The organism is Bifidobacterium sp. A11 (assembly GCF_000499185.1).
GTDB classification, from domain to species: Bacteria; Actinomycetota; Actinomycetes; order Actinomycetales; family Bifidobacteriaceae; genus Bombiscardovia; species Bombiscardovia mizhiensis.
This window is the reverse complement of record NZ_AWUO01000003.1, coordinates 197,828-223,528: the sequence shown is the minus strand read 5'-3', so window position 1 is coordinate 223,528 and position 25,701 is coordinate 197,828. Positions and strand designations below refer to the sequence as shown.

19 protein-coding genes and 1 tRNA gene are annotated in these 25,701 nt (G+C 56.2%); 9 read left to right on the top strand and 11 right to left on the bottom strand.

The window, feature by feature from the left end; all coding sequences use genetic code 11:
- Positions 1-401 precede the first annotated feature (401 nt).
- The 4 genes from P273_RS0104590 to P273_RS09525 all read right to left on the bottom strand — a co-directional run bounded on the left by P273_RS0104590 (position 402) and on the right by P273_RS09525 (position 7,129).
- A complete protein-coding gene (locus P273_RS0104590; RefSeq protein WP_024627309.1) occupies positions 402-1,067 on the bottom strand; it encodes a TetR/AcrR family transcriptional regulator in 666 nt (221 codons plus the stop codon).
- A gap of 6 nt (positions 1,068-1,073) precedes the next feature.
- Positions 1,074-1,841: an ABC transporter permease gene (locus P273_RS0104585; RefSeq protein WP_024627308.1), complete on the bottom strand. Its 768-nt coding sequence runs from the start codon at positions 1,839-1,841 to the stop codon at positions 1,074-1,076.
- A gap of 5 nt (positions 1,842-1,846) precedes the next feature.
- A complete protein-coding gene (locus P273_RS0104580; RefSeq protein ID WP_024627307.1) occupies positions 1,847-2,818 on the bottom strand; it encodes an ABC transporter ATP-binding protein in 972 nt (323 codons plus the stop codon).
- A gap of 492 nt (positions 2,819-3,310) precedes the next feature.
- On the bottom strand, positions 3,311-7,129 hold the full coding sequence (locus tag P273_RS09525; protein ID WP_172637243.1) for an InlB B-repeat-containing protein: 3,819 nt from the start codon (positions 7,127-7,129) through the stop codon (positions 3,311-3,313).
- Between the two features lie 1,509 nt (positions 7,130-8,638).
- On the opposite strand from P273_RS09525, the gene P273_RS0104565 reads away from it, so the two are divergent.
- Both P273_RS0104565 and P273_RS0104560 read left to right on the top strand, forming a co-directional pair.
- Complete coding sequence (locus P273_RS0104565; RefSeq protein ID WP_024627305.1) at positions 8,639-9,361, top strand: hypothetical protein; 723 nt, start codon at positions 8,639-8,641, stop codon at positions 9,359-9,361.
- 354 nt (positions 9,362-9,715) lie between these two features.
- Complete coding sequence (locus tag P273_RS0104560; RefSeq protein ID WP_024627304.1) at positions 9,716-9,955, top strand: hypothetical protein; 240 nt, start codon at positions 9,716-9,718, stop codon at positions 9,953-9,955.
- 77 nt (positions 9,956-10,032) lie between these two features.
- Here P273_RS0104560 and P273_RS0104555 read toward each other — a convergent pair whose 3' ends face one another.
- Positions 10,033-10,227 (bottom strand): hypothetical protein, encoded by a 195-nt coding sequence (locus tag P273_RS0104555; RefSeq protein WP_024627303.1) that lies wholly within the window; start codon positions 10,225-10,227, stop codon positions 10,033-10,035.
- Between the two features lie 415 nt (positions 10,228-10,642).
- Between P273_RS0104555 and P273_RS0104550 the strand changes: the two genes are divergently transcribed.
- Together P273_RS0104550 and P273_RS0104545 are read left to right on the top strand one after the other, a co-directional pair.
- Positions 10,643-11,140 (top strand): MGMT family protein, encoded by a 498-nt coding sequence (locus P273_RS0104550; RefSeq protein ID WP_155804692.1) that lies wholly within the window; start codon positions 10,643-10,645, stop codon positions 11,138-11,140.
- A 190-nt stretch (positions 11,141-11,330) separates the two neighbouring features.
- Positions 11,331-12,314, top strand: a complete 984-nt coding sequence (locus P273_RS0104545; RefSeq protein WP_024627301.1) for a hypothetical protein — start codon at positions 11,331-11,333, stop codon at positions 12,312-12,314.
- 564 nt (positions 12,315-12,878) lie between these two features.
- Here P273_RS0104545 and P273_RS0104540 read toward each other — a convergent pair.
- Complete coding sequence (locus P273_RS0104540; RefSeq protein ID WP_024627300.1) at positions 12,879-13,457, bottom strand: hypothetical protein; 579 nt, start codon at positions 13,455-13,457, stop codon at positions 12,879-12,881.
- A gap of 213 nt (positions 13,458-13,670) precedes the next feature.
- Positions 13,671-13,799 carry a hypothetical protein gene (locus P273_RS10210; protein ID WP_257468465.1) on the bottom strand — a complete coding sequence of 43 codons (129 nt, stop codon included), beginning with the start codon at positions 13,797-13,799 and terminating at the stop codon, positions 13,671-13,673.
- 424 nt (positions 13,800-14,223) lie between these two features.
- Between P273_RS10210 and P273_RS0104525 the strand changes: the two genes are divergently transcribed.
- On the top strand, positions 14,224-17,172 hold the full coding sequence (locus P273_RS0104525; RefSeq protein WP_024627298.1) for a glycoside hydrolase family 3 protein: 2,949 nt from the start codon (positions 14,224-14,226) through the stop codon (positions 17,170-17,172).
- Positions 17,173-17,338: 166 nt separating this feature from the next.
- Here the strand turns inward: P273_RS0104525 and P273_RS0104520 are convergent, their stop codons facing one another.
- From P273_RS0104520 to P273_RS0104510, 3 genes are all read right to left on the bottom strand, one after another.
- Entirely contained in the window at positions 17,339-18,766 is a 1,428-nt protein-coding gene (locus tag P273_RS0104520) for an MFS transporter (RefSeq protein ID WP_024627297.1), read from the bottom strand.
- A complete protein-coding gene (locus P273_RS0104515) occupies positions 18,763-19,212 on the bottom strand; it encodes a MarR family winged helix-turn-helix transcriptional regulator (protein ID WP_024627296.1) in 450 nt (149 codons plus the stop codon). Before P273_RS0104515 ends, P273_RS0104520 begins: the two co-directional genes overlap by 4 nt.
- A gap of 241 nt (positions 19,213-19,453) precedes the next feature.
- On the bottom strand, positions 19,454-20,476 hold the full coding sequence (locus P273_RS0104510; protein WP_029676151.1) for a LacI family DNA-binding transcriptional regulator: 1,023 nt from the start codon (positions 20,474-20,476) through the stop codon (positions 19,454-19,456).
- Positions 20,477-20,805: 329 nt separating this feature from the next.
- Here P273_RS0104510 and P273_RS0104505 point away from each other — a divergent pair, with 329 nt between their 5' ends.
- From P273_RS0104505 to P273_RS0104490, 4 genes are all read left to right on the top strand, one after another.
- Positions 20,806-21,642 carry a carbohydrate ABC transporter permease gene (locus tag P273_RS0104505; protein WP_253269572.1) on the top strand — a complete coding sequence of 279 codons (837 nt, stop codon included), beginning with the start codon at positions 20,806-20,808 and terminating at the stop codon, positions 21,640-21,642.
- On the top strand, positions 21,639-22,607 hold the full coding sequence (locus P273_RS0104500; RefSeq protein ID WP_024627293.1) for a carbohydrate ABC transporter permease: 969 nt from the start codon (positions 21,639-21,641) through the stop codon (positions 22,605-22,607). The genes P273_RS0104505 and P273_RS0104500 overlap by 4 nt, the downstream gene beginning before the upstream one ends.
- 105 nt (positions 22,608-22,712) lie before the next feature.
- Positions 22,713-24,068, top strand: a complete 1,356-nt coding sequence (locus P273_RS0104495) for an ABC transporter substrate-binding protein (RefSeq protein ID WP_024627292.1) — start codon at positions 22,713-22,715, stop codon at positions 24,066-24,068.
- 490 nt (positions 24,069-24,558) lie between these two features.
- Positions 24,559-25,221, top strand: a complete 663-nt coding sequence (locus tag P273_RS0104490; protein WP_253269567.1) for a Fic family protein — start codon at positions 24,559-24,561, stop codon at positions 25,219-25,221.
- A gap of 329 nt (positions 25,222-25,550) precedes the next feature.
- Here the strand turns inward: P273_RS0104490 and P273_RS0104485 are convergent.
- A tRNA-Arg gene (locus tag P273_RS0104485) sits at positions 25,551-25,623 on the bottom strand.
- Between the last annotated feature and the right edge of the window lie 78 nt (positions 25,624-25,701).

Below are 25,701 nucleotides of genomic sequence, written 5' to 3'. Positions count from 1 at the left end.
GCCTTCTAGTGTCGCCGGCGCGCTGGCGACACTAGACTCGTTGGTGGCCGTGTCTGCTGCGGCGAATCCACAGATAGCCAGGCTGGCTGGCAGGATAACGGCCAACAGTAGGCTGACAGCCCTTATTGGACGGCTTGGCATGTTCGTATGCTGACGCATGATAAAGCAAAATCCCCTTCCCCAAAGGCTGACCAACCGGCCCCTACCGGTAGAGATACCCTTGGATGCTTCCTGACATAGCGCATATCCCCATCCCTCTGTGCGAGGGTGCGAGCAGGAAGCCTTGCGTCTCTCAACTATACTACCTGCTGATAAGGTTCTCTCAGGTGGAATGTCGGGGAAGCACTCCTAGGCAGGATTAATGGTGCGGTGATTTTGCTGAACTGGTTGGCAGTCCCGGGTCAGGCAGGCCAACCGGCGATGAGGGCGTGCAGGCCCTTGCGGTAGCTGGTCTCCATAAGGGTACCTATTCCGTCATCCGTAGAGGCGAAGAGCGTCTTCAGGTCATCGAATCCTTGGGTGTCTTTGGCCAGTCTTTTGGCCAGATCCGTATTGGTCTGGCCGCCCGCACCGCCGACCGGGGGAGAGGCTTGGGCGATGGCGCTGCCCAGGGTCAGTCCGGCCAAGCTGTTGAGCAGGTGGATGGTGTCTGAATCGACCTTGAGCCCGTGGGCGGTCAGCTGGTTCAACCAGGTGCTGACCATGTGGAAGGACTGGTCCGTGTTGATGGGGTGCGTGGCCATGAGCGGGAGTGCCCGGGGATGCGAAAGCAGCGTTCGGTGAACCTGTAGCATGACATCTTCAAGGGCTTGCCGCCATCCCATGCCCTGGGGTATGGAGTCCAGGTCGGTGGCTGACTGCCAGATGAGCTCGACGATCCCATCGAGCAGAGCAGCCTTGCTGGGCACATGGCGGTAGATGGCCGGCCCCGACACTCCCATCTGCCTGCCCAGGGCGCGGATGTTCAGGGCCTCCAGTCCGTGCTCGTCGACGAAATAGAGGGCGGAACGCAGAACGTAGTCGCGGTTGAGCGTCGTCTTGACGGGTGCCTTGGGTGGGTCAGCCATGCTTTCTCACTCCTTCCGCTGTACTCCTCTCTTGAATAGTACCGTTGCCAGGAGAGCCAGGGCGAGCAGGAAGGCCAGCAGGATGCGCAGATCCGGCCAGACATCCTCCATTCCGGCATGGTCGAAATTGATTTTTCCTACGGCATCCATGGCCCAGTAGACGGGGCTGCCCTTGGCCAGTTTCTGCGCCCAGTCGGGGAATCCGGAGACAGGGCTGAGCGCGCCGCCCATGCCAGCCAGGAGCATGCCAAGAATGTTGTTGAAGGACATGGCCATGTTCTGCGAGGACGAGAAGATGTAGAGCAGCAGGCCGAAGAGGGTCAGCACAATCGAAATGACCAGGCAGACTGCGGCCAGGGCCAGGACTGATCCATTGGGTCGATAGTGGTAGAGCGCCGTCCCAACCAGCATGACCAGAGAGACCTGGACCACCTGCACCATGAAGGACACGCTCAGTTTGGCCATGACCAGGTCGAGGAGGGATACCGCCGACACCCGCATTCTGTCCCAGGTGTGCCATTCGTGCTCCTGGAAGAAGAGTTGGAGAACCAGCTGCAGGGAGAACATGGAGAAGAGGATGGCGAACCCCGGAAGCGCCTGCTCGGATCCGTTCGCGCCCAGATGCCCCTGGGCTCGCAGTGAATCCCGATAGGAGGGCAGCATGAAGGGGATGATGATCAGGGGAATGGCGACGATGACCGCCTGCAGCCAGATGCTTCGCAGCTCGATTTTGAAATTCAGGCGGAATGTCGCCAAGTATCCGTTGAAATGCATGACGCTCACCTGTCTTCCCATGCTCGTGACCCGGCGGGATCGCTTGAGGATGTACCCATGACGGTCATGTAGGCCGATTCGATGTCCGGCTGGACGATGGTGATCGACGCCAGACGGGCCTCTTTCATGACTGGCTCCTGCAAAAGGCGGGCCAGCTCCTGCTCTGGACTGGATACCGCGTGGTCGGGTTCCAGGAAGCCCTCTGCCATCTGCCATCCGGGGACCTGGCCTGGGGTCTGCCCGACGAAGGAGATGCGCAGGGATGCCCGGGCATATTTGTGGAGCACCTCCTGCAGGGAGCCCTGGACCTGGATCCGCCCGTCGATCAGGAAGGCCAGGTCCGCGCCCATCTCTTCCAGCTCCTTCAGGTAGTGGGTGGTGTAGATGATGGTGGTGCCCTGCCGGCTCATGGCCTTGACCATGTTCAGTATTCTGGCGCGCGCCTCCACGTCCGCTCCGACTGTCGGCTCGTCCAGGAAGAGTACCGGGGGATTGTGGACCATGGCCATGGCAGTGTGGAGGCGTCGTTTCTGCCCTCCCGATAGATCCTCGGCTGCTGTTCCTGACTGGGATCCCAATCCCATGAGCTCTATCAGTTCGTCGGCCCTTTTGCTGCTCTGCTTGGTGCTCAGTCCCTGCAGGCCGGCCATGCCGCGCAGGTTGTCTCGGACGCTGAGATGGGGATAGATGCCCAGGTCCTGGGGAGCAAGTCCGATGACCTGGCCGAAGATGCGCGAAGGGGTGCGATAGGGGTTGTGCCCCTCGACTGTGATGTGGCCTGAGTCCGGCTCGCCCAGCCCGGTCAAGGCTGAGATCAGGGTTGACTTGCCTGCTCCGTTCCTGCCCAGCAGGCCCAGGATGCTTCCGCGCCTGACTTCAAGATCCACACCCTTGAGCACCTGCCTGCTTCCGAATGATTTGCGCACCTGGCGACAGGACAGGGCGTATTCCCCTGAGTCGTTTTTTGCAGGTTGCAAGGTATACCTCCTGACGATTGTTGGTAGTTAACGATGTAAACTATAATAACATTGTTAACAACTCAGTCTCACCATGATTCTTGTGGACTGCGCCAGCTCTCGGATATTCTGACGTGGCGTGGTGGGGATATACGCCTCGCATCGTCTTGGAAGTATTATGCTTACCTCAGCAGTGTTGGGAATCCGATAATTTCTCTTCAACGAAGAAGACCCGGGGGATTGTTCAAGTACGAGCGGGGCAGGATGCTGTCTATGCCGCTATGCCTTGGTTGGCCGTAGCCTTGGCTTAGTGATTCCGCAGGCGCCAGCCTTCAGGGTCCCGGTGGGCGTGGCAATAGCTGGTGTATACAGTAGCTGGAATATGGCAGAAGACTGTTGGTGCTGCTTGTCAGGAAGCTCCAGTTGGGGAACAAAGCAGGAGATTGAAGAAATGGGGGTGGCTCCGCAATCTTGGGGGTTTGCGGGGCCACCCCGCTTACTCGGGCAAAGAGCTCAGTGGCGGCGGCTGCTGGTTTCCCGCTGGTGGGAGGCTGCTGCTGTGGCGCCTGCAGCGGCCAGCAGTCCTGTGGCGAGTAGGACAAGCAGGCCGGTGCTGCCAGCCATGGGCAGGATGCCTTCATAGGTGTAGCCCAGGTGTGCGGTCGTCTGCGCGACTTGGTCGATGGTCCAGTCGACGGCCACATCGACGTGTCCTGCGTCGTGTGGTGGGTTGGTGATGCTCCAGGTGCCGTCGTCGTTCCGGTACAGGCTGGTCCCGGGGATGCCGCCGAACTTGACGCCAGTGAGAACCAAAGGCGTCGGATCGAAAGCAACCGCCATGGGGGTCGTGCTTTTGGCTGCCGTTTGATTATTGCCCAGTTGCCCGTACTGGTTGTCGCCCCAGGCCCAGAGGTTGCCATCCTGCCTGATGGCCAGTGAATGGAGTTGCCCCGCGCTGCTTCGAACGGCCTTGAATGCTTGGGCCTTGTTGGCGGGGTCCTTGATGAGCGCGGGCTTTGTCTGATTGACGGTGTTGCCGATGCCGAGCTGTCCGTTGCTGTTTAATCCCCATGCCCAGAGACTGCCGTCCTGGCCGACCGCAAGGGAGTGATTCACGCCCGCACTGATCTGGGCGGCTTTAAGGCCTTGGCTGGTATTAGTGGGGTTCTGCACGGTTTGAGGTTTGTATTTATCGCTGGTGCTGCCGTCGCCCAGCTGGCCGTATCCGTTGTATCCCCAGGTCCAGGTGTTCCCCTCCGTATCGATGGCCAGAGCATTCCAGCTTCCCGCGCTGATCTGGGCGGCCTGGAAGGACTGGTTGGGCAGTCGGGCCGGATTGGATGCGTAATTGGTGCTGTCACTGGTGTTGTTGCCGAGCTGGCCATTAGTGTTGTATCCCCAAGTGTACACGTTGCCGTCGGCATCCAGGGCCATGGCGAAGCTCCAGTTGAGGCTGACCTGGACCGCACGCAAGGTCTGTCCCGGATTGTCCGGGTCAGCGGCTGGTGTCGGGTTCTTCCTGGTTGTGCTGTATGCAGGCGTCTGCCCCTTGCCCGTGCTTTCGCTGCCCCAGGTGTAGACGCGGTTTTCAGAGTCGATGGCGGCCGAGTCGGCGACACCGGCGCTGACCTGTACAGCTTTGAATGGCTGGCCGCTGGTGTCCTTGACGGGCTGAGGCTGGTACCGATCCGTGGTGGTGCCGTCACCAAGCTGACCGTGGTCGTTGCGTCCCCAGCTGTAGAGGATGCCATTGGATCCGATGGCAAGAGCGTGCGAGTCGCCAGCTACAACCTGGGTATAGGTAAAGCCGGAATCCGCCCCGTCGGGCAGGGGAACTCTGACAGGGCCCTTCTGCATGCTGGCATCGGACGGTTTCTGAGCCAGCTGCCCGTACTTGTTGCTTCCCCATGCATAGGCGTTTCCGTCGCTGGCGACTCCTATGGAGAAACTGTTGGCGCTCGCGGTCTGGTAGCCTCCGGCGCTGACTTGGCTGAAGCGGATGCCTCGGTTGATTGTGGGCGGGGTGATGGTCACGTGCTGGCCGCCGAGCACGTTGCCTTTTTCGGGGTTCAGGGCCCAGTGGTTGTCCATCTTGGTCCAGTGGGCTGCCAGGATGACGTTGCCGGTGACGAGCTGGCTGAAGTCGTAGGCGATCTTGGAGTCGTTGCTGGCGTCTTTGATGAACCATCCGTCGAATAGGCAGCCGTCCGCCTTCGGATCAGGGGAGGGGCGTTTGGCCTGTTTGCCTTCGGTGACGGTCTGGCTTAGAGGCATGCCCGAGGGTGTCGGGCAGGAGCTATCCGCACTGGTGAAGGCGACGGTGTAGGAGTCCAGGTACCTGTAGGCCAGGTGGGCGTCCGGCTGCTGGCCGTTCAAAGTCCATGAGACGGTTGTGTCCACTTTTCCTCGCGCATGTGCGGGCGTAGTGACGCTCCATGTGCCGTCAGCGTTCTTGCTTATGTTCGTGCCTGCCATTCCACCGAAGCTTACCGCGGTGACTGTGGTAGTGCCGGGCAGGTTCACTGGGCCGGGGATATGACGCTCGTTGGTGGTGTTGTCGCCCAGCTGGCCGTTGGCGTTTTTGCCCCAGGAGTACAGGTTTCCGTCTGAGGCCAAGCCGAAGGAGTTGTTGTCCCAACCGGCGCTTGCTTGGACCCAAGTCAGTCCTGTTGGCGCGTTTTGCGGCGCAGCAACCCGGATAGGGGTGTTTCGCTGCGTAGTGGTGTTGTCGCCCAGCTGGCCATTGTTATTGGCGCCCCAGGAGTAGAGGTTCTCGTCTGAGCCAATGGCCAGTGATGCAACAGATAGGAGGCTTACTTGTTTCCAAGAGAAATTAGGTAGCACTCCATTGGGTTTATGTGCTTGAGTTGGCCCGTACACGTCAACGGTGGACCCATTGCCAACGTTGCCGTTTCCGCCGTAACCCCATGTGTATATGTTGCCGTCGGATCCGATAGCTTGCGAGTAGTAGTCCCCCATTTGGAACTGTCCCCAAGTGAATCCAGAGGAAGTCCCTTGTGGCCAGGCAATTCGGACGGGCGTGATCTTATTATCGGTGATTGATCCTGTGCCCACTTCACCACGGGTATTTGCGCCCCAGCCGTAGATCCAGTTATCCGATCCCAAGGCCAGAGAATGCCATCCCCATCCGCTCATCTGCTTCCATACGAACCCGGAGGACGCTCCTTTTGGCATCTTCACCAGGACTGGGGCATGCCGTTCAGTGGCAGTGCCGTCCCCCAGTTGGTTATGATCGTTGCTGCCCCAGCTGTAGAGGTTGCCGTCAGATCCTAGGCCAAGAGCATGTAGGCTACCAACCGCTTCCTGCTTCCATGTGAACCCAGATGGAGCATTTTGTGGCATATTAACAGGTTGGGGGGTGTGATGCTCGGTTGTAGTGTTGTTCCCCAACTGACCATAGGTGTTGTCACCCCAGCTGTAGAGCTTGCCGTCTGATCCCAGAGCCACAGAGAACAAGTATCCGGCTGAGGCCTGGACCCAGGTAAAATCCTGGGATACTCCTTGGGGTTTCTTTACCGGGACCGGCTCATGACGTTCAGTGGTGGTCCCATCGCCGAGTTGGCCATGATCATTGCTTCCCCAAGAGTAAAGGTTGCCGTCCGAGGCGATTGCAAGGGTGTGCCCTCTTCCTGAGCTGACCTGGCTGAAACGAACTCCTCGGGATCCCGGCGGGGTCAGGGTGACTTTTGTGCCGCCTGCTACCGGCCCCTGCACAGGGCTCATGCTCCAGACATCTGCCCTGGTCCAATGGGCGGTGAGTTTCAGATCTCCGGTGACGGGCTGGCTGAAATCGTAGGCGACGGGTGTTGAGCCAATGAACCAGCCGTCAAAGAGATAGCCGTTTCGAGTCGGATCTGCTGGGCGCTTCGCACGTTCTCCGTCCATTACTGTTTGTGTCGTGTCGGTGCCTTGGGGACTGCTGAAGGTGACGGTGTGCGGTGTGGAGGCGCGTGCCTGTAGCTTGGCGTTGTCTTTGTCTAGCGTGGGAGCGATGGAGGGGGTCGGCTGTTTGGGATTCAGCGGGGAAGATGTGGCGAGGGGGGATGGCGAAGTAGGAGTTGTTGCTGTATCTGTTGGCTGGGTGGTGATATTGGGAGAGTTACTGGATTGCTGTTGAGCTTCACGATCCGCCTCCTCCCCGCTGTTTGCTTGTGTGGTCGGTGCTACTGTGTGGGTCGCGCTGGACTCGTTTGCAGTGTTGTCTGCCGTGGCATAGGTGCAGGCTAGGAGACTTGCGGGTAGGACGATGGCCAGCAGGAGGCTGACCAACAAGGCCGGTCGAGCCATTATATTCGAGTGCTGACGAGGCATAAGTAGATCCCCTTCCCCAGGAATCGCAGCCGCGTTGTCACGAATCCCCAACATTCGGCGAGACATGCGCCGAAGACAACCTTGGCTACTTATACAAATTTACCATATATGTGAAGGCAGAGTGAAAATGAAACATGGAAAAATATCGCCAGTCATACGGTGTATGACTGTATTTTTGCTTCTTATGTGTAAATGAATACGTGATTTCAAGTTGTTAGCGATTATGGATCCATCCTATTGGTCGGACCGCTTACTTGATGTAGCTGCGGGCTGTTGCAACAGTCACGGAGAGAAGCCCAAAAAGGAGCTGAAGAAGGATTCCGATGCTGTCCGTATGGCCCGTTGCCCTCCTAGGCATAAGGCTAATTGGGCTGGAGCATGATTGCAAGGCGCTTGAAGGCCTACACAACCGTTCCGATGTTAAATGGACCTACATCAAGCCCTGCCGCTGATTTCCAAGCCGATGGAAAACGTACCGGTTCATACGGGTGCAGGCGAAGAATTGACGACAAATGCCAAGGGGGAGAGTTACGTCAGCTAGGCCGATTATGCAATTGCTGTGGTGGATGAGGCCGAGTCAGGCAAACATGTAGATGAACGCATTTCCGTTTATGCCAAGTAGCTGCATCGAGTTGAAGCTCTTCAATTGGGAAACCGGTATTAATCTGCTTCTTTTCCGATATCGCCGATTCCGTCGTGAGAAGTTGAAGGAGATGCCTATACCAAGATACCTTCGTAGATGTATCCCATTAGTGCGGTCGTCTGTAAGGCTCGGTCTAAGGTTCAGTCGATGGTCATGCCGACAGATCCTGCGTCGTGGGGCGGGTCGGTGATGCTCCGGGTACCGTCAGTGTTTCGGTAAAGGCCGGTACCAGATATGCCGCCGAACTTGATACTAGTGAGAACCACAGGTGTCATTTCGAATATTGCTTGGGCGGGCATAAGGCTGTTCGCTGCATTCCCGATTCCAAATTTGCCTGTACTAGTTGTCAACACAGGCCCAGATTGTAAGCATCCTACGCTGATAATGGCTGCTGGGAACTAGTTGACTGGGCGGGGGGGGGGCACTCCTCTTCAGACACTGATGTATCCCTCATCCTTTTGATGCCTAATTGGTTACGATAGTCAACTTCTCACACGCCGTTTTTGCTGATGCATCCTCTCGAAAAGTTCTGGGGTGTTGTTTGCTTGGTACCCTCGGCGCTGTCCTGGTTGAAGTGGATAAAAGATTGATTGCGCGCGTGGTGGCGTTCAATGTGTGTCCGCGTTTTAGCTGTGTCCGTGCCTGCCGATCCGCCGAGTCCGGCGGCCTTTGAATCACCATTTTGCGCAAGATCTGACTCTTGAGAACAATATCTGTCCGTTAATATGGTTTGTCTATTCCCAAATAATTGATCAACGTATCGTAAGTGTATGGATAGAAAGATAGTACGAAGCAGAAAAGCTCGAAGAAGGGCTGCACGAAAATGGGGAGCACGCAGGACGATCGTACCGAGCGTACAAGGACGAGTGCTTGATCGATTCAGGGATAGCGTGAAGTTGAAGGGGAAAAGTCGCTCGGAAAAAGCAGAGGCGATAAGCTTTATCAACGACATTGTGATCGCCGTTCTAGCAGGTATTTTGATTATATTTATGTTTATCTTGCAAGCTAGCTTGGTCTCGCAGCTGAGCTACCGTCTTATGATCGCAATAACCTATCTTTTACCGCTAGTTCTTCTAGTTTGTCTTTTTCTAACCCTCATAACGCCTATGGACCTGACTGTCAATTTGTCTTTTGCTGCCCATAGCCTCTATGCTTTTTGCCTTACAATTTCTGGGATTGATTTTGTTAATCTATTTGCTGACAAGCTAGTAAAATTGAATCATCAAAAGGAATCTGCAGCTTTGCTGAATCTACTGGCGCCTTGCATGTGTTTTACGTTAATGGAGTTGGTCGAAATGGTCGCCTTGTTTTGCTGTCTTTATGATGTCGTTCATGGTCGAGTTGGGCGGTCATGGGATAGGTGGTGGATTCAGACTGCTGTTTACCCCCTTTTGGGTGTAATACTCTTGATGGTCTTCTGGATATTGTTCGAGGATAGGGGGGAAGCAGGCGTTTATAGTTCAAATATTTGCTCTGTCCTCATTTCTTTGCTTGTTGTCGGCTTTCTACCACAGATCATCAAACAGCGCCTATCCTTTAAAGATGATAAATTCAAGCAGAAACAAATTAACCTGCTCTCTATTCGTTAACCTTTGAGATAAAGCGAGTTCATCCTTGACTTAAGGTTGGTCTGAATGCTGCTTCACAGATTGATGTTTTGTCTGGAATTCTAGAGTAAAGAATGACTAGAAGCCTTAACGCTCTTTGACGATGTGATTTGTCCTATATACTCTTCGCTTAAGAGAGTTTCGGGACTCAGCTCAGGGACTATGGTCTTTTCCTGATGGCAACGATAATATCGGTAGGTCAGTACTTTGCCAGGGTACATTTTACTGCTGAGAACTTGAATCACAAGGCCATCTTCAATGTCACCGAAACAAATACCTACGAGGGTGAAAGCACGGGGTCACCAGCATCTTGGTTGGATAGGAGTAGCGAATGGTATGAGCAATTTCTTCTTAAGAGATTACTTTTCCAAAGAAGCTATCAATAATGCCCCGGGTCAAATGGTGTTCTACAGCATGGATCCAGATATAGTTGACGCAAACATCCAGTTCGAAGTGCGTAGAGATTCCCGCCCAACAGTCACCACCGAGACGTTGCTCCAGGAGCTTCAACGCGTGCGAAAGGTGACTAATCAGGTCGCTTCCGGCATCAATGCCACCGAAGGGAAGAGTGGGTGATCGACCCGCAGAGCTTCGTCGCGGCCAGAGTTGGGGCAGTGGTGATGACTTACATGCGCGGGTGCTGTTCTTGTGATTCATGGGGTGGGAATGCTAGCGATGCCTAGCTGGGTGGGTGCGGGTGTGCCCTCTAGGAATCCAGGCTGGTCTTCGTTGTCTTGCTCGAATTCACGGCCATGGTCGATCTCGTCCATGGCGAACTGGACCTGAGCATCGTCTGTGCCGGCATCCGGCCGTGGATCAGCGACTGACTGGGAATCCTGCTCTGGCATCCGGTTAAGGTCAGCGTTTTCTAGGAACTGCTCCCAGAAATTGTCTTCTGTTCTTCAGATCAGCTGAGGAGCCTTACTGGCTCTATAGTCTTTGCCGTGGCTAAATTCGGCGCTCTAAGATAGCCGCTCGGCAGATCTCCGTTCTTTAACAAATTTGTTTTCTGCGATCTTGGTGAGGTCTTTATCGTCGTGTCATGAGGGATGATTGCGCTTTCCTTCCAGAGCTGAAGTCAGCCAACAGTGAAAAACAGTTGCAACAATCATCATTGTTTGATTCAATATGTTTAGCAAGCTTTGCTAAAGGCAATTATACTAATTCTAATTGAAAGGAAAAACGATGATATCGATATTATCGTCAACAGCGGGATATGCAAATGAGGCTGTGAAAGAGTCAAGGAACCGCCTCAATGAAGCCATGAAGCGGGCGTATGAGGAGCGGGCGACCATCGAGAGTATTGCCGAAGCCGCTGATCTGTCAAAAGCTGAGGTGGAACGAGTTGTTAAAGATATGGATTTGTCCTGGAAAAACGTATCGCTGGTAGTGAAAGCGCTAGCTTGCCAAAAGCATCTACGACTGACTACATACTCTGCGGTCGCCAAGGCGCTGGGCAGGAAAGGGCAGGCGGCGATCGCCGTCGGGCGGGCTCTGGCTACTAAAGGTAAGACGACTCCTCTGGAAGGGGCCATTGTGCTTACTTCCAACTGGAGGAATCCTGACTACGGTGGCTATCTAGTCCCCTTCGAGGAGCCAGACTGGGACATTGTCCGCGGTTCTGATTGTCCCCGCTACGAGGTGCTCATTCACCACGGCGTCGACGTGCGCGAAGGGCCGGACTCCGGCCACTACTTGATCCCTGATGATCTGGTCATCACCATGCCTAACGAGTTGCGCAAGATCGCCGGCCTGCATTAAAACCATTAGATTTTGGCATATTTCTGCCAATCATATGATGAATGCGGGATGGTTGATCCGTCCGTCGTGGTCTATTGCTTCTACGCGTGATGGACAGACTGATTAGCTATTTCGCATTCATATGGTCAGCAGAAATCAGGATCTACCAATCCTGAAATGAGACAGGGGTTGAGGGCAAGAAGGAGTGTTTATGGCGGATCAGGGGGAGGACGGGAACACAGGCCTGCAGAACGTGTCCAATCCTGTGGAAGACGAGACTTCGGCCCTGCCGGCGATTGTGCCAGAGGATGGGGGAGACTCTTCGGGTGAAAGGCATCATCCGAAGTGGATAGTTCCGCTGATCGTTACTGTTGTGGTTGTGGCTGGTCTTGTGGGCTGGCGCGTGCTTGAGTCCCGCCGGCATGATGCGGCGCTGGACTCCTGCAGCCGGGCTGTCAAGGCCCTGCAGGGGAAGACCAGCTCGGCCCGGATGGCTGTTTACCGTGAAGCATCCGGAGTGAAGGAGAATCAGGTCAAGGATGCTCAGGCCGTCAGGGCCTTGGCCAGCAGCGTGAAGGCGGCCGGTGGGCTCAGACCGCAGACTGTGCAATGCAAGGCTTCCATGTCCACGGATACTTTGAACGCTGTCGCCGGTAAGGCTGGCAAGGAGAGCGGCGCATATGCTGCTGTGGGCAGGGATTCCAGGATGGTTTTGGCTTCCCGGGATGCGAAGGTCCTGGATGATGCGAAGGTGGCCTTGAATGCGAAGAAGGACGAGGCGGCCAGGCTGCTGGATGATTCGGATGGGAAGGTGGCTGACAATGCGACTCGTGACGGCCTGCAGAAGGCCATCGACCAGGCAGGCCAGGTGAAGGGGGATGAAGCGAAGGCGTACCAGGATGCGGCGGACGCCTTGCAGTCGGCTATCAATCAGGTGAACGCCTCCGTTCAGGCCAAGAGCCAGGCTGACAAGCTGGCCGCTCAGCAGGCGGCGTCCTCGAATACCAACGGCCGAAGCGGCTACACGCCCTCCTACCGGCCGTCCGCCAACAGAGGTGGCAGTGGAGGCGGATACGTACCAGAGCCCGCGCCGGCAGCATCTCAAGGCGGAGGGGTTGATTGGAATGACTGGTTAAATCGTCCGGATACTTCAATGCACGGCTGCAATCCAGATGGTTCTTGTGGTATCGGCTGAATGATTGAATAAGTAAAAGAATTTGCCAGCGGGACTGGTTGCTTGGTATGTCTCCTATCCCGCTGGATCTATTTGCGTGCGACCAAATTGGTCGGCTATCCCCTTCATGGTTCTGGAAGGGGAATACGAACGATGACACCAGGAAAGATCGGCCGCTGGGCCGGTCGGCTTCTGCGTCTTGGATTCGGATAGGCTGACAGGGTAGTGGCTGTGGCCACCGCCGGGGCCATGCAGGTGCTGAGCTGCCAGTCTGGTTTTCGCGGTAGGAGTTCAAGCATTCTTTGCCGTATTGGCCGGAGAATGCAATGTGGTTCGGTTCAGGTGTGAATGTGCCAAGTATGGATTATTTACGCTTGACTGGTTCTTCAGAACCTATCTCGTTTTTACCAGAAGCCGTGATCCAGGAAGGCCTAGTCGAAGCAAACTGATCGGTCTATGAATCGGAAAAGACCAAGCGACAAGACGATTCGTTGCTTAGGAGGCACTTACTAATAGGAGTTAGGAGTCCAACGATTAAAGCCGGAATCGACGTGTCGTAACAGCGCGGAAAAGCAATAACCGGAATTATGCGGCCTGCTTTGGCAGGCTCCGAACGTGAGGATCGAGCAATGCAATCATTTCGACACCATCCGGCTGGTTGCATGAGAGCTTGTGCGAGTTGCCCTTTTTAATGTCGATTTGTGCAAATGGGAAGAAATTCTGCCCGTCGCCTGCAGGATAATTCAAGTTTGAAGAAGATCGCTGCATGGATTGCCCATTTACCTTGCATTGCGGGGGTTTTGCCTGCTTAAAATCGCCCCGCCGTGCAAGTACATACAGGGTTCCTGATTTGTTTGCAGAGATGGTTTTGACGCTGCCATCACCAGAAACGTCGTACTTTGTCAAAGATGAAAAATAATCGGAGGCCTGTTCCACTGACGGCTCTGACTGATTCGCCCCCTGGCAGCCCGAAAATAGGGCCACGCTCATCAATACTGCTATCAGGGCAATTATTTGTTTTTTCCAAATAGCCGCAGCCGTACTTGCTTCGCTATGGAATCGGGCTGGCAATGTCGCCAACTGTTCCATGCGTCCATGGGAATCCCCCTGAGATGCCTCTGCCGGATCAAAGTCCGTCTGTCCAAAAGCCTTTGTCTTCTTCATCAGTTCTCCTTAGGGAGGTGAGGAGGGTTCACGACGCTGTTAGTTAGATTTAGTTTCATAACCTAGAAGAGCAATTATTAGCTGAAGCAGGTTTAACTCTTTATTTAAAGTATACAAATATTAGCCGACTTGTATCATCAGTGGTCGAATGCTGGCTATGTTTGCGTGGTATTAGCATGACGCGTTCAATCTCCACCGTCTGCAGACCCGAAGTCACAGCGCCTGCTCAAGGGTCTGGCCGTCGGGTTGGTTCTGGCTGGCACAGGTCATCGCAGGCCTGGCGCTGACCAAACATTTCAATCTGAATGCCGTCATCACCTTCGCCTTCTTCACGCCGACCATGCCCGCCCTGATTCTGGGTGGGAGCGGATCCTCCGGCTACTCCCTCTGGTTGATGCTCTACCACCATGCCTTCATAGACCTGTCCGACCAGCAGATCTATCTCTTCCCCATCATGGCTGTGGCCCTGGTGGCCGTTGCACTGGCACTGAGTTTTCAGCCGTCGCATAGAGAGGCAGATGGCGGCATGAGTGAGAGATTCAGTATGAGCAGCTCCATCAATATCAGCCGGGTCCTTCGCAGATCATGCATGCATAACGACAGGTTGTGCTTGGGCATTGATGGACGTATGCGCGTCCGATAGTGTTGGCTTCTACAGACATAACTTTTCGAAGTCTCCTGGCCATCTGTGTTGATGGCTTTGGGGCTGTGACATTGCATTGGTCCGGCCGCATGGGAGCTTCATTTCAACGAGGAGGTTAACAGCATGCTTCAAATAGCATGGTCAGACGTGGTGGGAGTCATAGATGCCATCAAATGGTATCTGGTGGTCTTCGCGCTCATCGTCATTGCCGCCATTATTGTTGCGGCGCTCGCTCATCTTTGGTCTGTTCCGGTCCGCAAACTGGTCCGGTCCAACGCCATAGCCGTGCCCTTGGTGGCCCTGGTTGCTGTGGTCAGCATGATACTGACAGGGCCCATGTCCACGCTGTTGAATTTGTCCATGAACTCGGATGCGGCAGGAAAGGCGACGATTTCGGACGCGACCACTGCCCAGGCTGGCAAGGTGGCCAAATCCATCGCAGGAGAAGGATTCGTACTGCTGAAGAACGATGATGGCCTTCTGCCGCTCACCGATACCAAGAAGCTCAACCTCTTTGGCTGGGCCTCGGAGAATCCCGTATACGGAGGCACAGGCTCGGGCGCCATCAATGCCAGCTATGACATCCAATCCCTCAAGGATGGTCTGCATAAGGCCGGTTTCCAGACTAATGATGACTTGAGCGCGTTGTATTCCAAACTTGGCAAGCGGGATTCCTCAAACAGCACCTTCAACAAGGGTTGGTCGCTGCCCGAAGTCACCGCAGACCGCTACACCGATGAAATCATGACCAAGGCCAAGGCTTTCTCGGATACCGCGGTGATCACACTGGCCAGAGTCGGTGGCGAGGGCTACAACGACATGCCCCAGGATATGAGCCAGCTGCCTGCTGACAAGTATCGCAACAATTCCGACAAATATGCCGACTTCCAATCAGGTGAATCGTATCTGCAGACCTCCCGTACCGAGCGCGACATGATCGACCTGGTCTGCAGAAACTTCGACAAGGTCATTTTCCTTTACAACGGGTCGAACCCCATGCAGTTGGGCTTCCTTAAAGACCATCCTCAGATTCGTGCCGCCCTCTGGGTTCCTGCGCCCGGCAATGTCGGATTCGACTCCCTTGGGGAAATTCTCTCCGGCCGCATCAATCCCTCTGGACGTACGACCGACACATTCCTCTATGACATGCGCAAGGCACCATGGTGGAACAATGCCGCAGCCACGGACTATGAGAATCTGAAAAGCAAGGCTGTCAGCCTGCCGGTGGCCAAGGGGATCACCTTCAAGCTCAAGCCGTCCTATATCAACTATGTGGAAGGCATCTACGTCGGGTACAAGTATTACGAGACGGCCGCTTCTGAAGGTGCCATCGACTACGACTCCACGGTTCAGTTCCCATTCGGCTACGGACTGAGCTACACCAGCTTCAGCCAGCAGATGTCCGACATCAAGGACGAGGGCGATTCGCTCGGGTTCACCGTCACTGTCACCAATACCGGATCCGCTGCTGGCAAGGATACGGTCGAGGTCTACTCCAATCCGCCCTACACCAACGGCGGTCTGGAGAAAGCTACGGCCAACCTGATCGCATTGAAGAAGACCCGTCTGCTGAGCCCCAAGCAGTCCCAGACCATCAAGGTGTCCATTCCCAAGGAACGGCTGGCCTCCTATGACTATCAGGGCCACAAGGCCTATGTGCTTGAGCGTGGAACTTACGAGATCTCCATCAAGTCCGACTCCCACCACGTGATCGACCACAAGGACTATACGCTTGATAAGGACGTGGTATACGGCAAGGGCAATCCCAGGCCAAGCGACAAGGCAGTGGCGACCAATCATATCGACGAAGTTGCCGGCGATGTCAACTATCTATCCCGCAAGGATCATTTCGCCAACTACGAGCAGGCGATTGCCGCCCCTGTGCTCAAGGAGTTGCCTAAGAAGTATGTCGACCAGTACCACACGAACGCCGACTTCGACAGGGCCACTTACAGCCGCAAGCAGGACACCATGCCCACCACAGGTGCTAGGAACAATTTGAAGTTGGCCCAGCTGCGCGCCGCGTCGGCTGACGACCCCCGCTGGGACAAGCTGCTTGATCAGATGTCCGTCAAGGACATGTCCGATCTCACCTCGATGGCTGGCTTCCAAACTGCTGCTGTCGACTCCATCGGCAAGGTGGCGACAACGGATGCGGATGGTCCTGCGGCCATCAATAACAACTTCACGAAGAAGGGTTCGCTCGGATTCCCGGTAGCCGTTGTTCTGGCCAACACTTGGAGTGCGGACCTGGCGCGGCAGTACGGCGAGATCATGGGGAAGATGGCACGTGAGATGGGCATCGTTGGCTGGTATGCTCCGGCGATGAACACTCATAGGACATCCATTGGCGGCCGAAACTTTGAGTACTTCTCAGAGGATGGCGAACTGGCCGGGGTCATTGGTGCCAATGCAGTGGCAGGAGCCAAATCCAAGGGTGTTTACGCCTACATCAAGCATTTCGCCCTCTACGATTCGAATGCGATGATGGTCAGCATCTGGTCCAATGAGCAGGCGGCCAGGGAGGTCTATCTGCGGCCCTTCGAGATGTCCGTCAAACAAGGCAAGGCCGACGCGACCATGGTCGGCTGGGACTACGTAGGCACCAAGTGGTCCGGAGAGCAGGGGTGGATCAACTCGATCATGCGCAACGAATGGGGTTTCAAGGGCATGGCTCTTACAGACTCCTTCGGAGCTGACGGCCGTGGCTTCATGAATGCAGACAACGCCCTGCCCAATGGAGTGGACGCCATGCTCTCGACGTATGGGAATGGCCCCAATGTGGTCGATAATCCCAAGTCCCCGTCGTCTGTGAAGTATCTGCGTCAAGCCAGCAAGCACATCCTCTACACGGTGGTGAACAGCGGCGCCTACGACGACGGTGGGGCCAAGGCGAATGCCATGCCGGCCTGGAAGAAGATGGTGATAGGTGTGGATGTCCTCGTGGCCATACTTGCCATTGCCGCCGAGGTTGTATTCGTTAGACGCTATCTGCGTCGGCGCTCGCAGGCTGACGCGGTCGTCACTGGCCAGGGTGACCTGACGGGTCAGAATGGACAGCAGGAGTCCTGACGATTCAGATCTCCAATGCGGGGGCACGGGCATGATTGCCTATGTCCCCGCATTGTATTGATCTCAGGGGCGAAGGCGGAGCCTTGCTTGACCTGCTTGTTTGGGATCAATACCCAAGGAGCTCGGCTTTTCGCTGATCGGCACCACATGATTCGCGTGTCGGATATTAATTCCGCTGTGGTTGCCGGGTGCGACGCAGAGCGGCCAGGATCAGAAGGATCTCCAAGGCACCGATGACCAATAGTAGGATCAGGGCGTGCTGGGAGCCGTTGATGGTGCCCAGCCGTCGGTCTGCGACTGCGGCCTGGCCTGCCGCGACGATGGTGGCTGCAAGGCTGCTGCCGATGGCTGCGGCGAACTGCTGGACGGTGTTGAAGATGGCGTTGCCATCAGCTTGTTGTTCCTGGCTCAGCCTGTGCAGGCCGTTGGTCATGATGTTGCCGAAGCTCAGCCCGATGCCCAGCATGAAGAAAATATAAAGTATCAGGATGGCCACTGCTGTCAGCTGACGTGCCGTCAGGGCAAATCCCAGGAGGCCGATCAGGGCGACACAGCTGCCGCTGATGATGGGAATGCGCGGGCCCAGCTGATCGTAGAGCCTGCCGGAGAGCGGTGCCAGGACGGCTCCGATCGCCGCGCCCGGCAGCACCACCAGACCGGCCTGCAGGGAGGTGCAGCCATCGACCAGCTGCAGGTGATTGGGCAGGATGAACGAGAGAGCCAGGGCGCTGATCTCGAAGAGGATGTAGGCGCCGACGTGCAGGGAGAAGCGGCTGTCGGTGAACAGGCGCACGTCAATGATCGGTTGGGCCTGATGCCGGGCGCGGAGGGTGAACGCTGCCAAGGCGATAAGGCCCAGGGCCAGCGCCCCGCCGAATCTCCAGGAGAGCCATCCTGCCGAGGCGTTGCTGATGCCGAAGATCAGACCTGCAAAGCCCAGAACCATCAGGAGCACGTCAAGCGGACCCAGTCCAGCCTGGTCGTCATCTGCCGCCACCGGAACCGAGGGTATGCAGGCCAGGCCGGTCACCAGTGAGACGAGCAGTACGGGGATCAGGATGATGAAGACGAAACGCCACCCGATGGTGGTCGCTACCAGACCGCCGAAGGTGGGGCCGACAGCCGGTCCGATGGCCGTAATCAGGGTGCCTACGCCCATCATGGTGCCGATGCGCTTTGTCGGAACCTCCTGGAGGATGATGTTGAACATCAGTGGCAGGGCGATGCTGGTGCCCAACCCTTGTATGGCCCTGCCCAGCAGCAGAAGCGGGAAGACCGGAGCCAGCGCGTCGATGACCAGTCCGCTCAGGAAGAGCAGGTTGGCGCACAGAAAGAGGGTCCGGCTGCGGAATCGGCGCTTGAGAGCCGCCGAGAGCGGGGTGATGGAGGCGACGACCAGCAGGTAGAGGGTGGTCATCCATTGCACGCTGGAGGTTCCGATGCCGAAATGGCTCATGAGGGCCGGGAAGGTGATGTTCATGGCCGTTTCCACGATCACGCCACAGAAAGACATGATGCCAGTGGCTACCACCGCGCCGATTACCCTGCGAGGGATTGCTGTGCTTTGTGCCTGGGTTGCTTGGGTTGCGCTCATGAGCGAGACTCCTTTCCGGCCTGAGAGGATTCATCGGAATTCAGGGTGATGAAATAGGCCAGCACACGATCGAAGGCAGCTAGATCGCGTTGGTCGAACCGGCGTTCCATGGCTGTTTGCTGGTCATTGATATAGGCCCGCACTGCTGTCTGCAGGCCCCGGGCCTTGGCGGTGAGAGCAATGATGCGTTGACGGCCGTCCCTGGGATCCCGTTTGATGGCAACCAGTCCGCTGGCCTCCATACGCTGCAGGATTTTTGTCGTTGTGGACGGACGGATGTCGAATTCCATCTCGATGTCCCGCTGGGTGTGGTTCTGGGCTTCGCCTAGGAAGTCGATGATGGACATCTGGGTGCCGGTCAGTCCGTACTGGCCCGCGTAAGCATCCATGGATCGCGACATGAGGTTGGCTGCCCGTTTGATCCGCTTGCCATAGTCTTCGCTCAAAGACTCTCCTGAGATAGATTGTTAGCTAACTAATGAATAATCTCCTGGGTATAGACAAGCGTGCATGTCGGCTTGTTGAAGGTGGCGATAAGGTCTCTGGACTGTTATGCGAGCATTGCAGAAGTCCGCCGCATCATTGCAACAAAGAGCAAGGTACCTGTGATTTGATATCTACTTTGTACTCGGCCAAGGTAGTGAAGCCGTGTCAGATGGTTCAGGGGGGGGGGCGACCTAACCGCGATTATTCCTGTCGCTGGCTGATGTCGATGACCGAGCCGCGCTGGATCAATTTTGCCGGAATAAGCGTCTTGGTGTTTGTAGGAACGTATTCTCCCTCACACTGGAGTTTGACCTTGGCAAAGGCCTCACGCCCGATGGTTTCAAAATCCATGCGCATGGTAGTCAGACTCAATCTTGGGACCGTTCCGATCAGAGAATCGTCGACACCGATCACGCTGACATCTTCAGGGACTCTTTTGCCGGAGTCTTTGAGGCCCTCAATGGCTCCATAAGCCATCTGGTCGTTGGCTGCATAGATGGCTGTGCAATCAGCTTCATGCGCCAAGGCTCGTCCTGCCTCATACCCGCTGTCTGCTTCCCAATCACCTATATAAGTCGGCGGCACTGGGATGCCGTGAGCATGAAGAACGTCCCTCCATCCCTTGGCCCGGCTTTCCGCAGCTCGTGAGGTCGAGGGGCCTGAGATGTGGTAAACAGTGCGGTGGCCTTTTTTGAGCAGATATTCGACAGCCGAAGTCGAGCATCCGTATTGGTCGGCATCGATAGTGGGGCAATGAGGGGAAGGCTTCTCGGTGATGAGCACGACGGGAAGCTCCTTGCTGGGTCTGAAACGATCAAAATCGCCGACTCTCTGTTCAAGCACCACGATGACGCCGTCCACAGGCAACTGCTTCATCTGCTCTACGATGTCCGCTAAGGTAATTTCCGATGAGTGGTTGACGACGTGGATGGTCGCCGCATATCCGAATTCTGATGCGGCTTCCACAGCGCCGTCCAGGATGCGTGCATTGCCAAATGTGGTGATGTTGAACAGGACGATGCCAATATTGTTGAACCGGCCGTGCTTCAGCGCCCTGGCGGCATAATTCGGTCGGTAGCCCAAGGCTTCCATGGCGTTCAGTACTTTTTGTCTGGTGTTCGGGCGCACAGCCGTGCTGTCGTTGACGACTCGCGACACAGTTTGCGGCGATACCTCGGCAAACTGTGCAACGTCCTGTATCGATACCTGTTTCTTCCGTCCCATGCCTACCTGATCCAGCTCATGGGAGCTTGCCGTCCTTAGCGTCGGTTGCTCCTTGGTGGCAGACAATATGTTTGCGACACCATTTTTATAATCACCATTATATCAGAGATTCAGAGAATATTTGATTCGCAGATACGTGCTATTATGATAACGAAAACATCCGGTGAACGTCCATTGCAGTTCGATATGGTCGGAGCTTGATTGTTTGTGTTGTTGTAGAGCTTCGAGGGAGAAGGTCAGATATGGCTGCTGTTGCTAGCGGCGATGCTACCCGGTCAAGCAGTGCACCCCGGGGCCACGTGAGTTCTCGTTGGCGTGGTTGGTTGTTTATGGGGCCGTTTGCTGTGGTGTTTGTGGTGGTGTTTGTGGTGCCGGTGGTGTATGCGGTGTGGATTTCCTTGTTTCAGCATCGTATGGTTGGTGGGACGGTGTTTGTGGGGTTGGCGAATTATCGTCGTCTGGTGGCTGATGGGCAGTTCTGGTCGTCGGTGCGCCGGGTGGTGGTGTTCACGGTGGTGCAGGTGCCGATCATGCTGTGCCTGTCGGCGTTGATGGCGTTGGCGTTGGATTCGCTGCGTCTGCATGGGATGCGGTTCTTCCGTATTTCGACGTTTCTGCCGTATGCGGTGCCGGCGGTGGTCTCGGCCCTGGTGTGGGGGTTCATGTATGGGGCGAAGTACGGGCTGGTGGGCTCGTTGAACGCGTGGCTGGGCACGCATGTGGATGTGCTGCAGCCGTCGGTGCTTTTGGCGGCGATCGGGAACATCAATACGTGGGAGTTCACGGGGTATAACATGCTGATCTTCTATTCGTCGCTGTCGACGGTGCCGCGTTCCTTGTATGAGGCGGCGGCGATCGACGGGGCGGGCGAGTGGCAGGTGGTGCGCCGGGTGAAGCTGCCGGAGCTGCGGGGCTCGCTGGCGATCACGGTGATTTTCAGCATCATCGGCTCCTTCCAGCTGTTCAACGAGCCGAGCGTGATGCAGAACATGGTGCCGGGCAATGCGATCACGACGTATTACACGCCGAACATGTATGCGTATAATCTGAGTTTTTCGGGCAATCAGTCCAATTATGCGGCTGCGCTGGCCATCGTGATGGCGGCGTTGACGATGCTGGTGGCGTATGCGGTGCAGCTGCGGAGCATGAGGGAGCAGATGCGATGAGCGTGCTGGATGAGCAGGGCCGCCGGGTGCGTGCGGCGGAGCGTGCGCGGGCGCGCCGGGTGGCGGCGGACGAGCGGGCGGAGCGGCGTCGTGCGGCGTCGAGCGGGTTCTCGAACCCGTCGAACCCGCGCCGGTCGGTGTGGCTGACGCTGGCGTGCGGCGTGTTCGCCCTGTACTGCCTGTTCCCGTTCGCCTACCTGCTGGTGAACGCGACGAAGACGCAGGCGGATTTCACGAGCACGTTCGGCCTGGGGCCGGGACGCTCGTTCGCCCTGTGGGACAACATCCGGGAGGTGTTCTCCTACCAGGACGGGATCTTCGCCCGCTGGCTGGCGAACACGCTCCTGTACGTGGTGGTGGGCGCGGGAGGGGCCACGCTGCTGGCGGTGATGGGCGGGTATGCGCTGGCCAAGTTCCGGTTCCCGGGCCGCAAGGCGGTGTTCGCGGTGGTGCTGGGCGCGATCAGCGTGCCGGGCATCGCGCTGGCGGTGCCGCAGTTCCTGCTGTTCGCGAAGCTGGGGCTGACCAACACGCCCTGGGCCATGATCATCCCCAGCCTGATCAGCCCCTTCGGCCTGTACCTGATGTGGATCTTCTCGGACCAGGCCGTGCCCGGCGAGCTGCTGGAGGCGGCGCGCGTGGACGGCGCCTCGGAGTGGCGCACCTTCCGCACCATCAGCCTGCCCCTTCTGGCGCCGGGGATCGTGACCTGCGCCCTGTTCACGATCGTGGCGACCTGGAACAATTACTTCCTGCCCCTGATCATGCTCAAGGACGCGGACTGGTACCCGCTGACCATCGGCCTGAACCAGTGGAAGGACCAGGCCAGCACCGCGGGCGGGCAGGCCATCCAGAACCTGGTCATCACCGGCAGCCTGATCACCATCATCCCCCTGGTCATCGCCTTCCTCCTCCTGCAGAAATACTGGCAATCCGGCCTCGCCGCAGGAGCCGTCAAAGAATAACAAAAGAAACTAAAACCGTGCTACAGGCCTTGAGCCGTAGGACAGCGAAAAGATATCAGTAGTCATGTGTTGTTGCCAAGGACAACAGAAAAGGAGATAGGGACAATGAGGTTCGAAAAGATGACGAAGGTCATAGCCCTGACAGGTGCTGTAGCCATGGCATTCGGACTTGCCGGCTGCGGCGGATCCGGCAGCGGCTCCTCTGCGTCGGGCAAAGGCGGGAAGACCGAAATCTTGGTCTGGTCCTGGGATTCGACCCTTCCTCGAACAGTCAAGGGATTCGAAGCCAAGAACCCCGACATCAAGGTGAAGGTCACCAATGTCGGCACCAACAAAAAAGAGTACACGGCCTTGAACAACGCTCTGTCCGCCAACAAGGGCGCCCCTGACCTTGCACAGATCGAATATTATGCACTGCCCGAGTATGCCACTCAGGACAAGCTGCAGAATCTGTCTGACATGGGCGCCTCCGGGTACAAGAGCTTCTATACGCCGGGCACCTGGAACTCAGTGAATCTGAACGGGGGCGTCTACGCGCTGCCTATGGATTCGGGCCCCATGGCCCTGTTCTACAACAAGGAAGTGTTCGACAAGGCCGGAGTGACTGAAGTACCTACGACCTGGGATGAGTATTATGAGGCGGCCAAGAAGATCAAGGCCGTCGGTTCTTACATCACTTCGGACTCAGGCGATGCAGGGTTCTTCGATTCCATGACCTGGCAGGCCGGCGCCAAGCCCTTTGCCACCAGCAAGGACGGCAAGACCGTTACCATCAATCTGACCGGTGACCCCAAGGTCAAGAAGTGGGACGACTACTGGCAGAAGATGATCAATGAGGATTTGATCAACACGAAGATTCCTGGATGGTCGGACGACTGGAACAAGGGTCTCAATGACGGATCAATCGCTTCCTTGCTCACCGGCGCTTGGATGCCCTACAACCTGCTGTCCGGTGCTCCTGATGCCTCCGGCAAGTGGCGTGTGGCGCAGATGCCTACCTGGGAGAAGGGTGGCAAAGAGAATTCTGAGAACGGCGGGTCTTCGCTGGCTATGATCAAGACCAAGGATGATTCCAAGAGCAAGGCCGCATACAAGTTCTTGGAATACGCTTGCCACAACGCCGAGGGCATTAAGACCCGTGTCGATGGCGGCGCCTTCCCGGCTGACAACAACACGTTGAAGTCCAACGAGTTCCTCTCTATGACCAGCTTGAAGGATGCCGACGGCAAGGACAACGCCTACTTCGGCGGCCAGAAGTTCAATGAGGTCCTGTCGCAGGCCGCCAAGGACGTTCTGCCTGGCTACAAGTTCCTGCCCTTTGAGGTCTATGCACGTGGAATCTACGGTGACAAGATGACCGCTTTCACTTCCAAGTCGGCCACATTGGATCAGGGGATCGCTGCTTGGCAGAAGGATCTGCAGAACTACGCCAAGCAGCAGGGCTACACGGTGAAAAAGTAGCATAGCCAGGCTCTGCAGAGTAGATCTGTAATGAATGGTCGGCCAGGGAGAGATGGTCTTTCCCTGGCCGACTCTTGCATACGTATCGTGTTGTAGGCCTGCAGCATTCAATTTACGCTGATGGCAGTGAGAATCAGATTGAAGACTGTGGCTCCATTCCTGCCTTTATGTACCGATGAGAAATACGAGGGTGTTCTTCGATAACCGTAACTGGCGTGTGTGGTGACACAACTTGTTTTGTTTAGCTCTTTTCGATCGATGTCGCCGAAGAGGTCAATGCTAAATCAGCTATATGCAACTCACGGCCTGCCAGTTGGTCGGAAGTCAGGTAAAAACAGCCGATGCAAAGCATAACTGGCATGAGAGAATCTAAGCAACATAGGATCAGAAGGAAACGTACATGAGCGAGTATGGATCACTGAGCACCAAACAAGTTGCCCGGCTTCTGTACTCCATGGGCCGAACCTTTGATGGATTGCAGTCGACATTCATGGCCACTGAGGAGTTCCTGCGCACGGGCAATCCCCAGGTTGTCAATTCCAAAGCCGACTACAACCTTCTGCTTGATTTGCGGCAGGCCGCAGAGTACACCCTGCACTACGACTATGCTCACGAGCCGATTGACATGGCGTACGTGAAGTCCATCAACGCACAGTTGACAAGGACTGCCGCCATGGAACCCGGCAAGCTGCGCGACGAACGCGCCCCTGTCATGGTCAATACCACTTTGGGAAGGTATGAGCCGCCCGTGCCTGATTCCGCCGCTCTTGCATCCCTGATAAGAAGCACTGTTGAAAGAGCAACTGGGGAGGACATCTTGGAAGATGCGGTGCGTCTTTTCGCCGGCCTGGCCAAGATGCAGCCATTTGGCGACGGCAATAAGAGGACTGCGTTGCTCGCCGGCAATGGGCTGATGTTCGCGCATGGCGACTGGCATCCGCTCACCGTGCCTACCAGTGATAAGGACAGGATTTGGTTCAACCGGGAGCTGGCTGCTTATTATCTCAACAATGATCAAACGATCATTCGTCATTTGGCAAGGTGGAACAGGCGGCAGGTACTGCTGGCCGTGCAGAGAGATAACGAGGATGACATGCCGTCCTCCGTCCCTGAGCAGACTCACGGAATGCAGATGGACAGCCCCACTCTATAGTCTCTTCTTCTTTGGGCTTGGGACGGTCAAGCAAGCATAGCAATCAGTATATAGTGTAAGTCGTGTAAGTCAGCCCGGGCCTGATTGGCTGCTCTGACTTCGATGGTCTGCCCGGCACCTGTGTCAGCCGAACTGCGTATAAGCCCGACTAACAGTACCGACACCTCGTCCAGGACGGGCAACCCATGCCAATGTACATGTGTGGATGTAGTGGATGCAGGTTAGCGGGGAATGCCTGAGGCGACGCGTCAGAATACAAGAGGTCATTGGGCTGGAAAATGATTGCTGGGGGCAAAGCCAGATATTTCTTTATGCTTGAACTTTCTGGGTGCCCCGGATGCGATTCGAACGCACGACACCTTCTTTAGGAGAGAAGTGCTCTATCCCCTGAGCTACCGGGGCAACGGAAACTACTGTACCACGAAGTGCGACTTGGGCAGGTCGCTGGTGTGCAGGCTAGGGCCGTACGCTTCCTGGAGA

Coding starts and splice junctions, on each gene's coding strand:
- P273_RS0104590 (WP_024627309.1), bottom strand. CDS start 1,067: ATGGCTGACCCACCCAAGGCACCCGTCAAGACGACGCTCAACCGCGAC.
- P273_RS0104585 (WP_024627308.1), bottom strand. CDS start 1,841: ATGCATTTCAACGGATACTTGGCGACATTCCGCCTGAATTTCAAAATC.
- P273_RS09525 (WP_172637243.1), bottom strand. CDS start 7,129: ATGCCTCGTCAGCACTCGAATATAATGGCTCGACCGGCCTTGTTGGTC.
- P273_RS0104560 (WP_024627304.1), top strand. CDS start 9,716: ATGAGCAATTTCTTCTTAAGAGATTACTTTTCCAAAGAAGCTATCAAT.
- P273_RS0104555 (WP_024627303.1), bottom strand. CDS start 10,227: ATGCCAGAGCAGGATTCCCAGTCAGTCGCTGATCCACGGCCGGATGCC.
- P273_RS0104550 (WP_155804692.1), top strand. CDS start 10,643: ATGAAGCGGGCGTATGAGGAGCGGGCGACCATCGAGAGTATTGCCGAA.
- P273_RS0104545 (WP_024627301.1), top strand. CDS start 11,331: ATGGCGGATCAGGGGGAGGACGGGAACACAGGCCTGCAGAACGTGTCC.
- P273_RS0104540 (WP_024627300.1), bottom strand. CDS start 13,457: ATGAAGAAGACAAAGGCTTTTGGACAGACGGACTTTGATCCGGCAGAG.
- P273_RS10210 (WP_257468465.1), bottom strand. CDS start 13,799: ATGGTCGGCGTGAAGAAGGCGAAGGTGATGACGGCATTCAGATTGAAA.
- P273_RS0104525 (WP_024627298.1), top strand. CDS start 14,224: ATGCTTCAAATAGCATGGTCAGACGTGGTGGGAGTCATAGATGCCATC.
- P273_RS0104520 (WP_024627297.1), bottom strand. CDS start 18,766: ATGAGCGCAACCCAAGCAACCCAGGCACAAAGCACAGCAATCCCTCGC.
- P273_RS0104510 (WP_029676151.1), bottom strand. CDS start 20,476: ATGGGACGGAAGAAACAGGTATCGATACAGGACGTTGCACAGTTTGCC.
- P273_RS0104505 (WP_253269572.1), top strand. CDS start 20,806: ATGGGGCCGTTTGCTGTGGTGTTTGTGGTGGTGTTTGTGGTGCCGGTG.
- P273_RS0104500 (WP_024627293.1), top strand. CDS start 21,639: ATGAGCGTGCTGGATGAGCAGGGCCGCCGGGTGCGTGCGGCGGAGCGT.
- P273_RS0104495 (WP_024627292.1), top strand. CDS start 22,713: ATGAGGTTCGAAAAGATGACGAAGGTCATAGCCCTGACAGGTGCTGTA.
- P273_RS0104490 (WP_253269567.1), top strand. CDS start 24,559: ATGGCCACTGAGGAGTTCCTGCGCACGGGCAATCCCCAGGTTGTCAAT.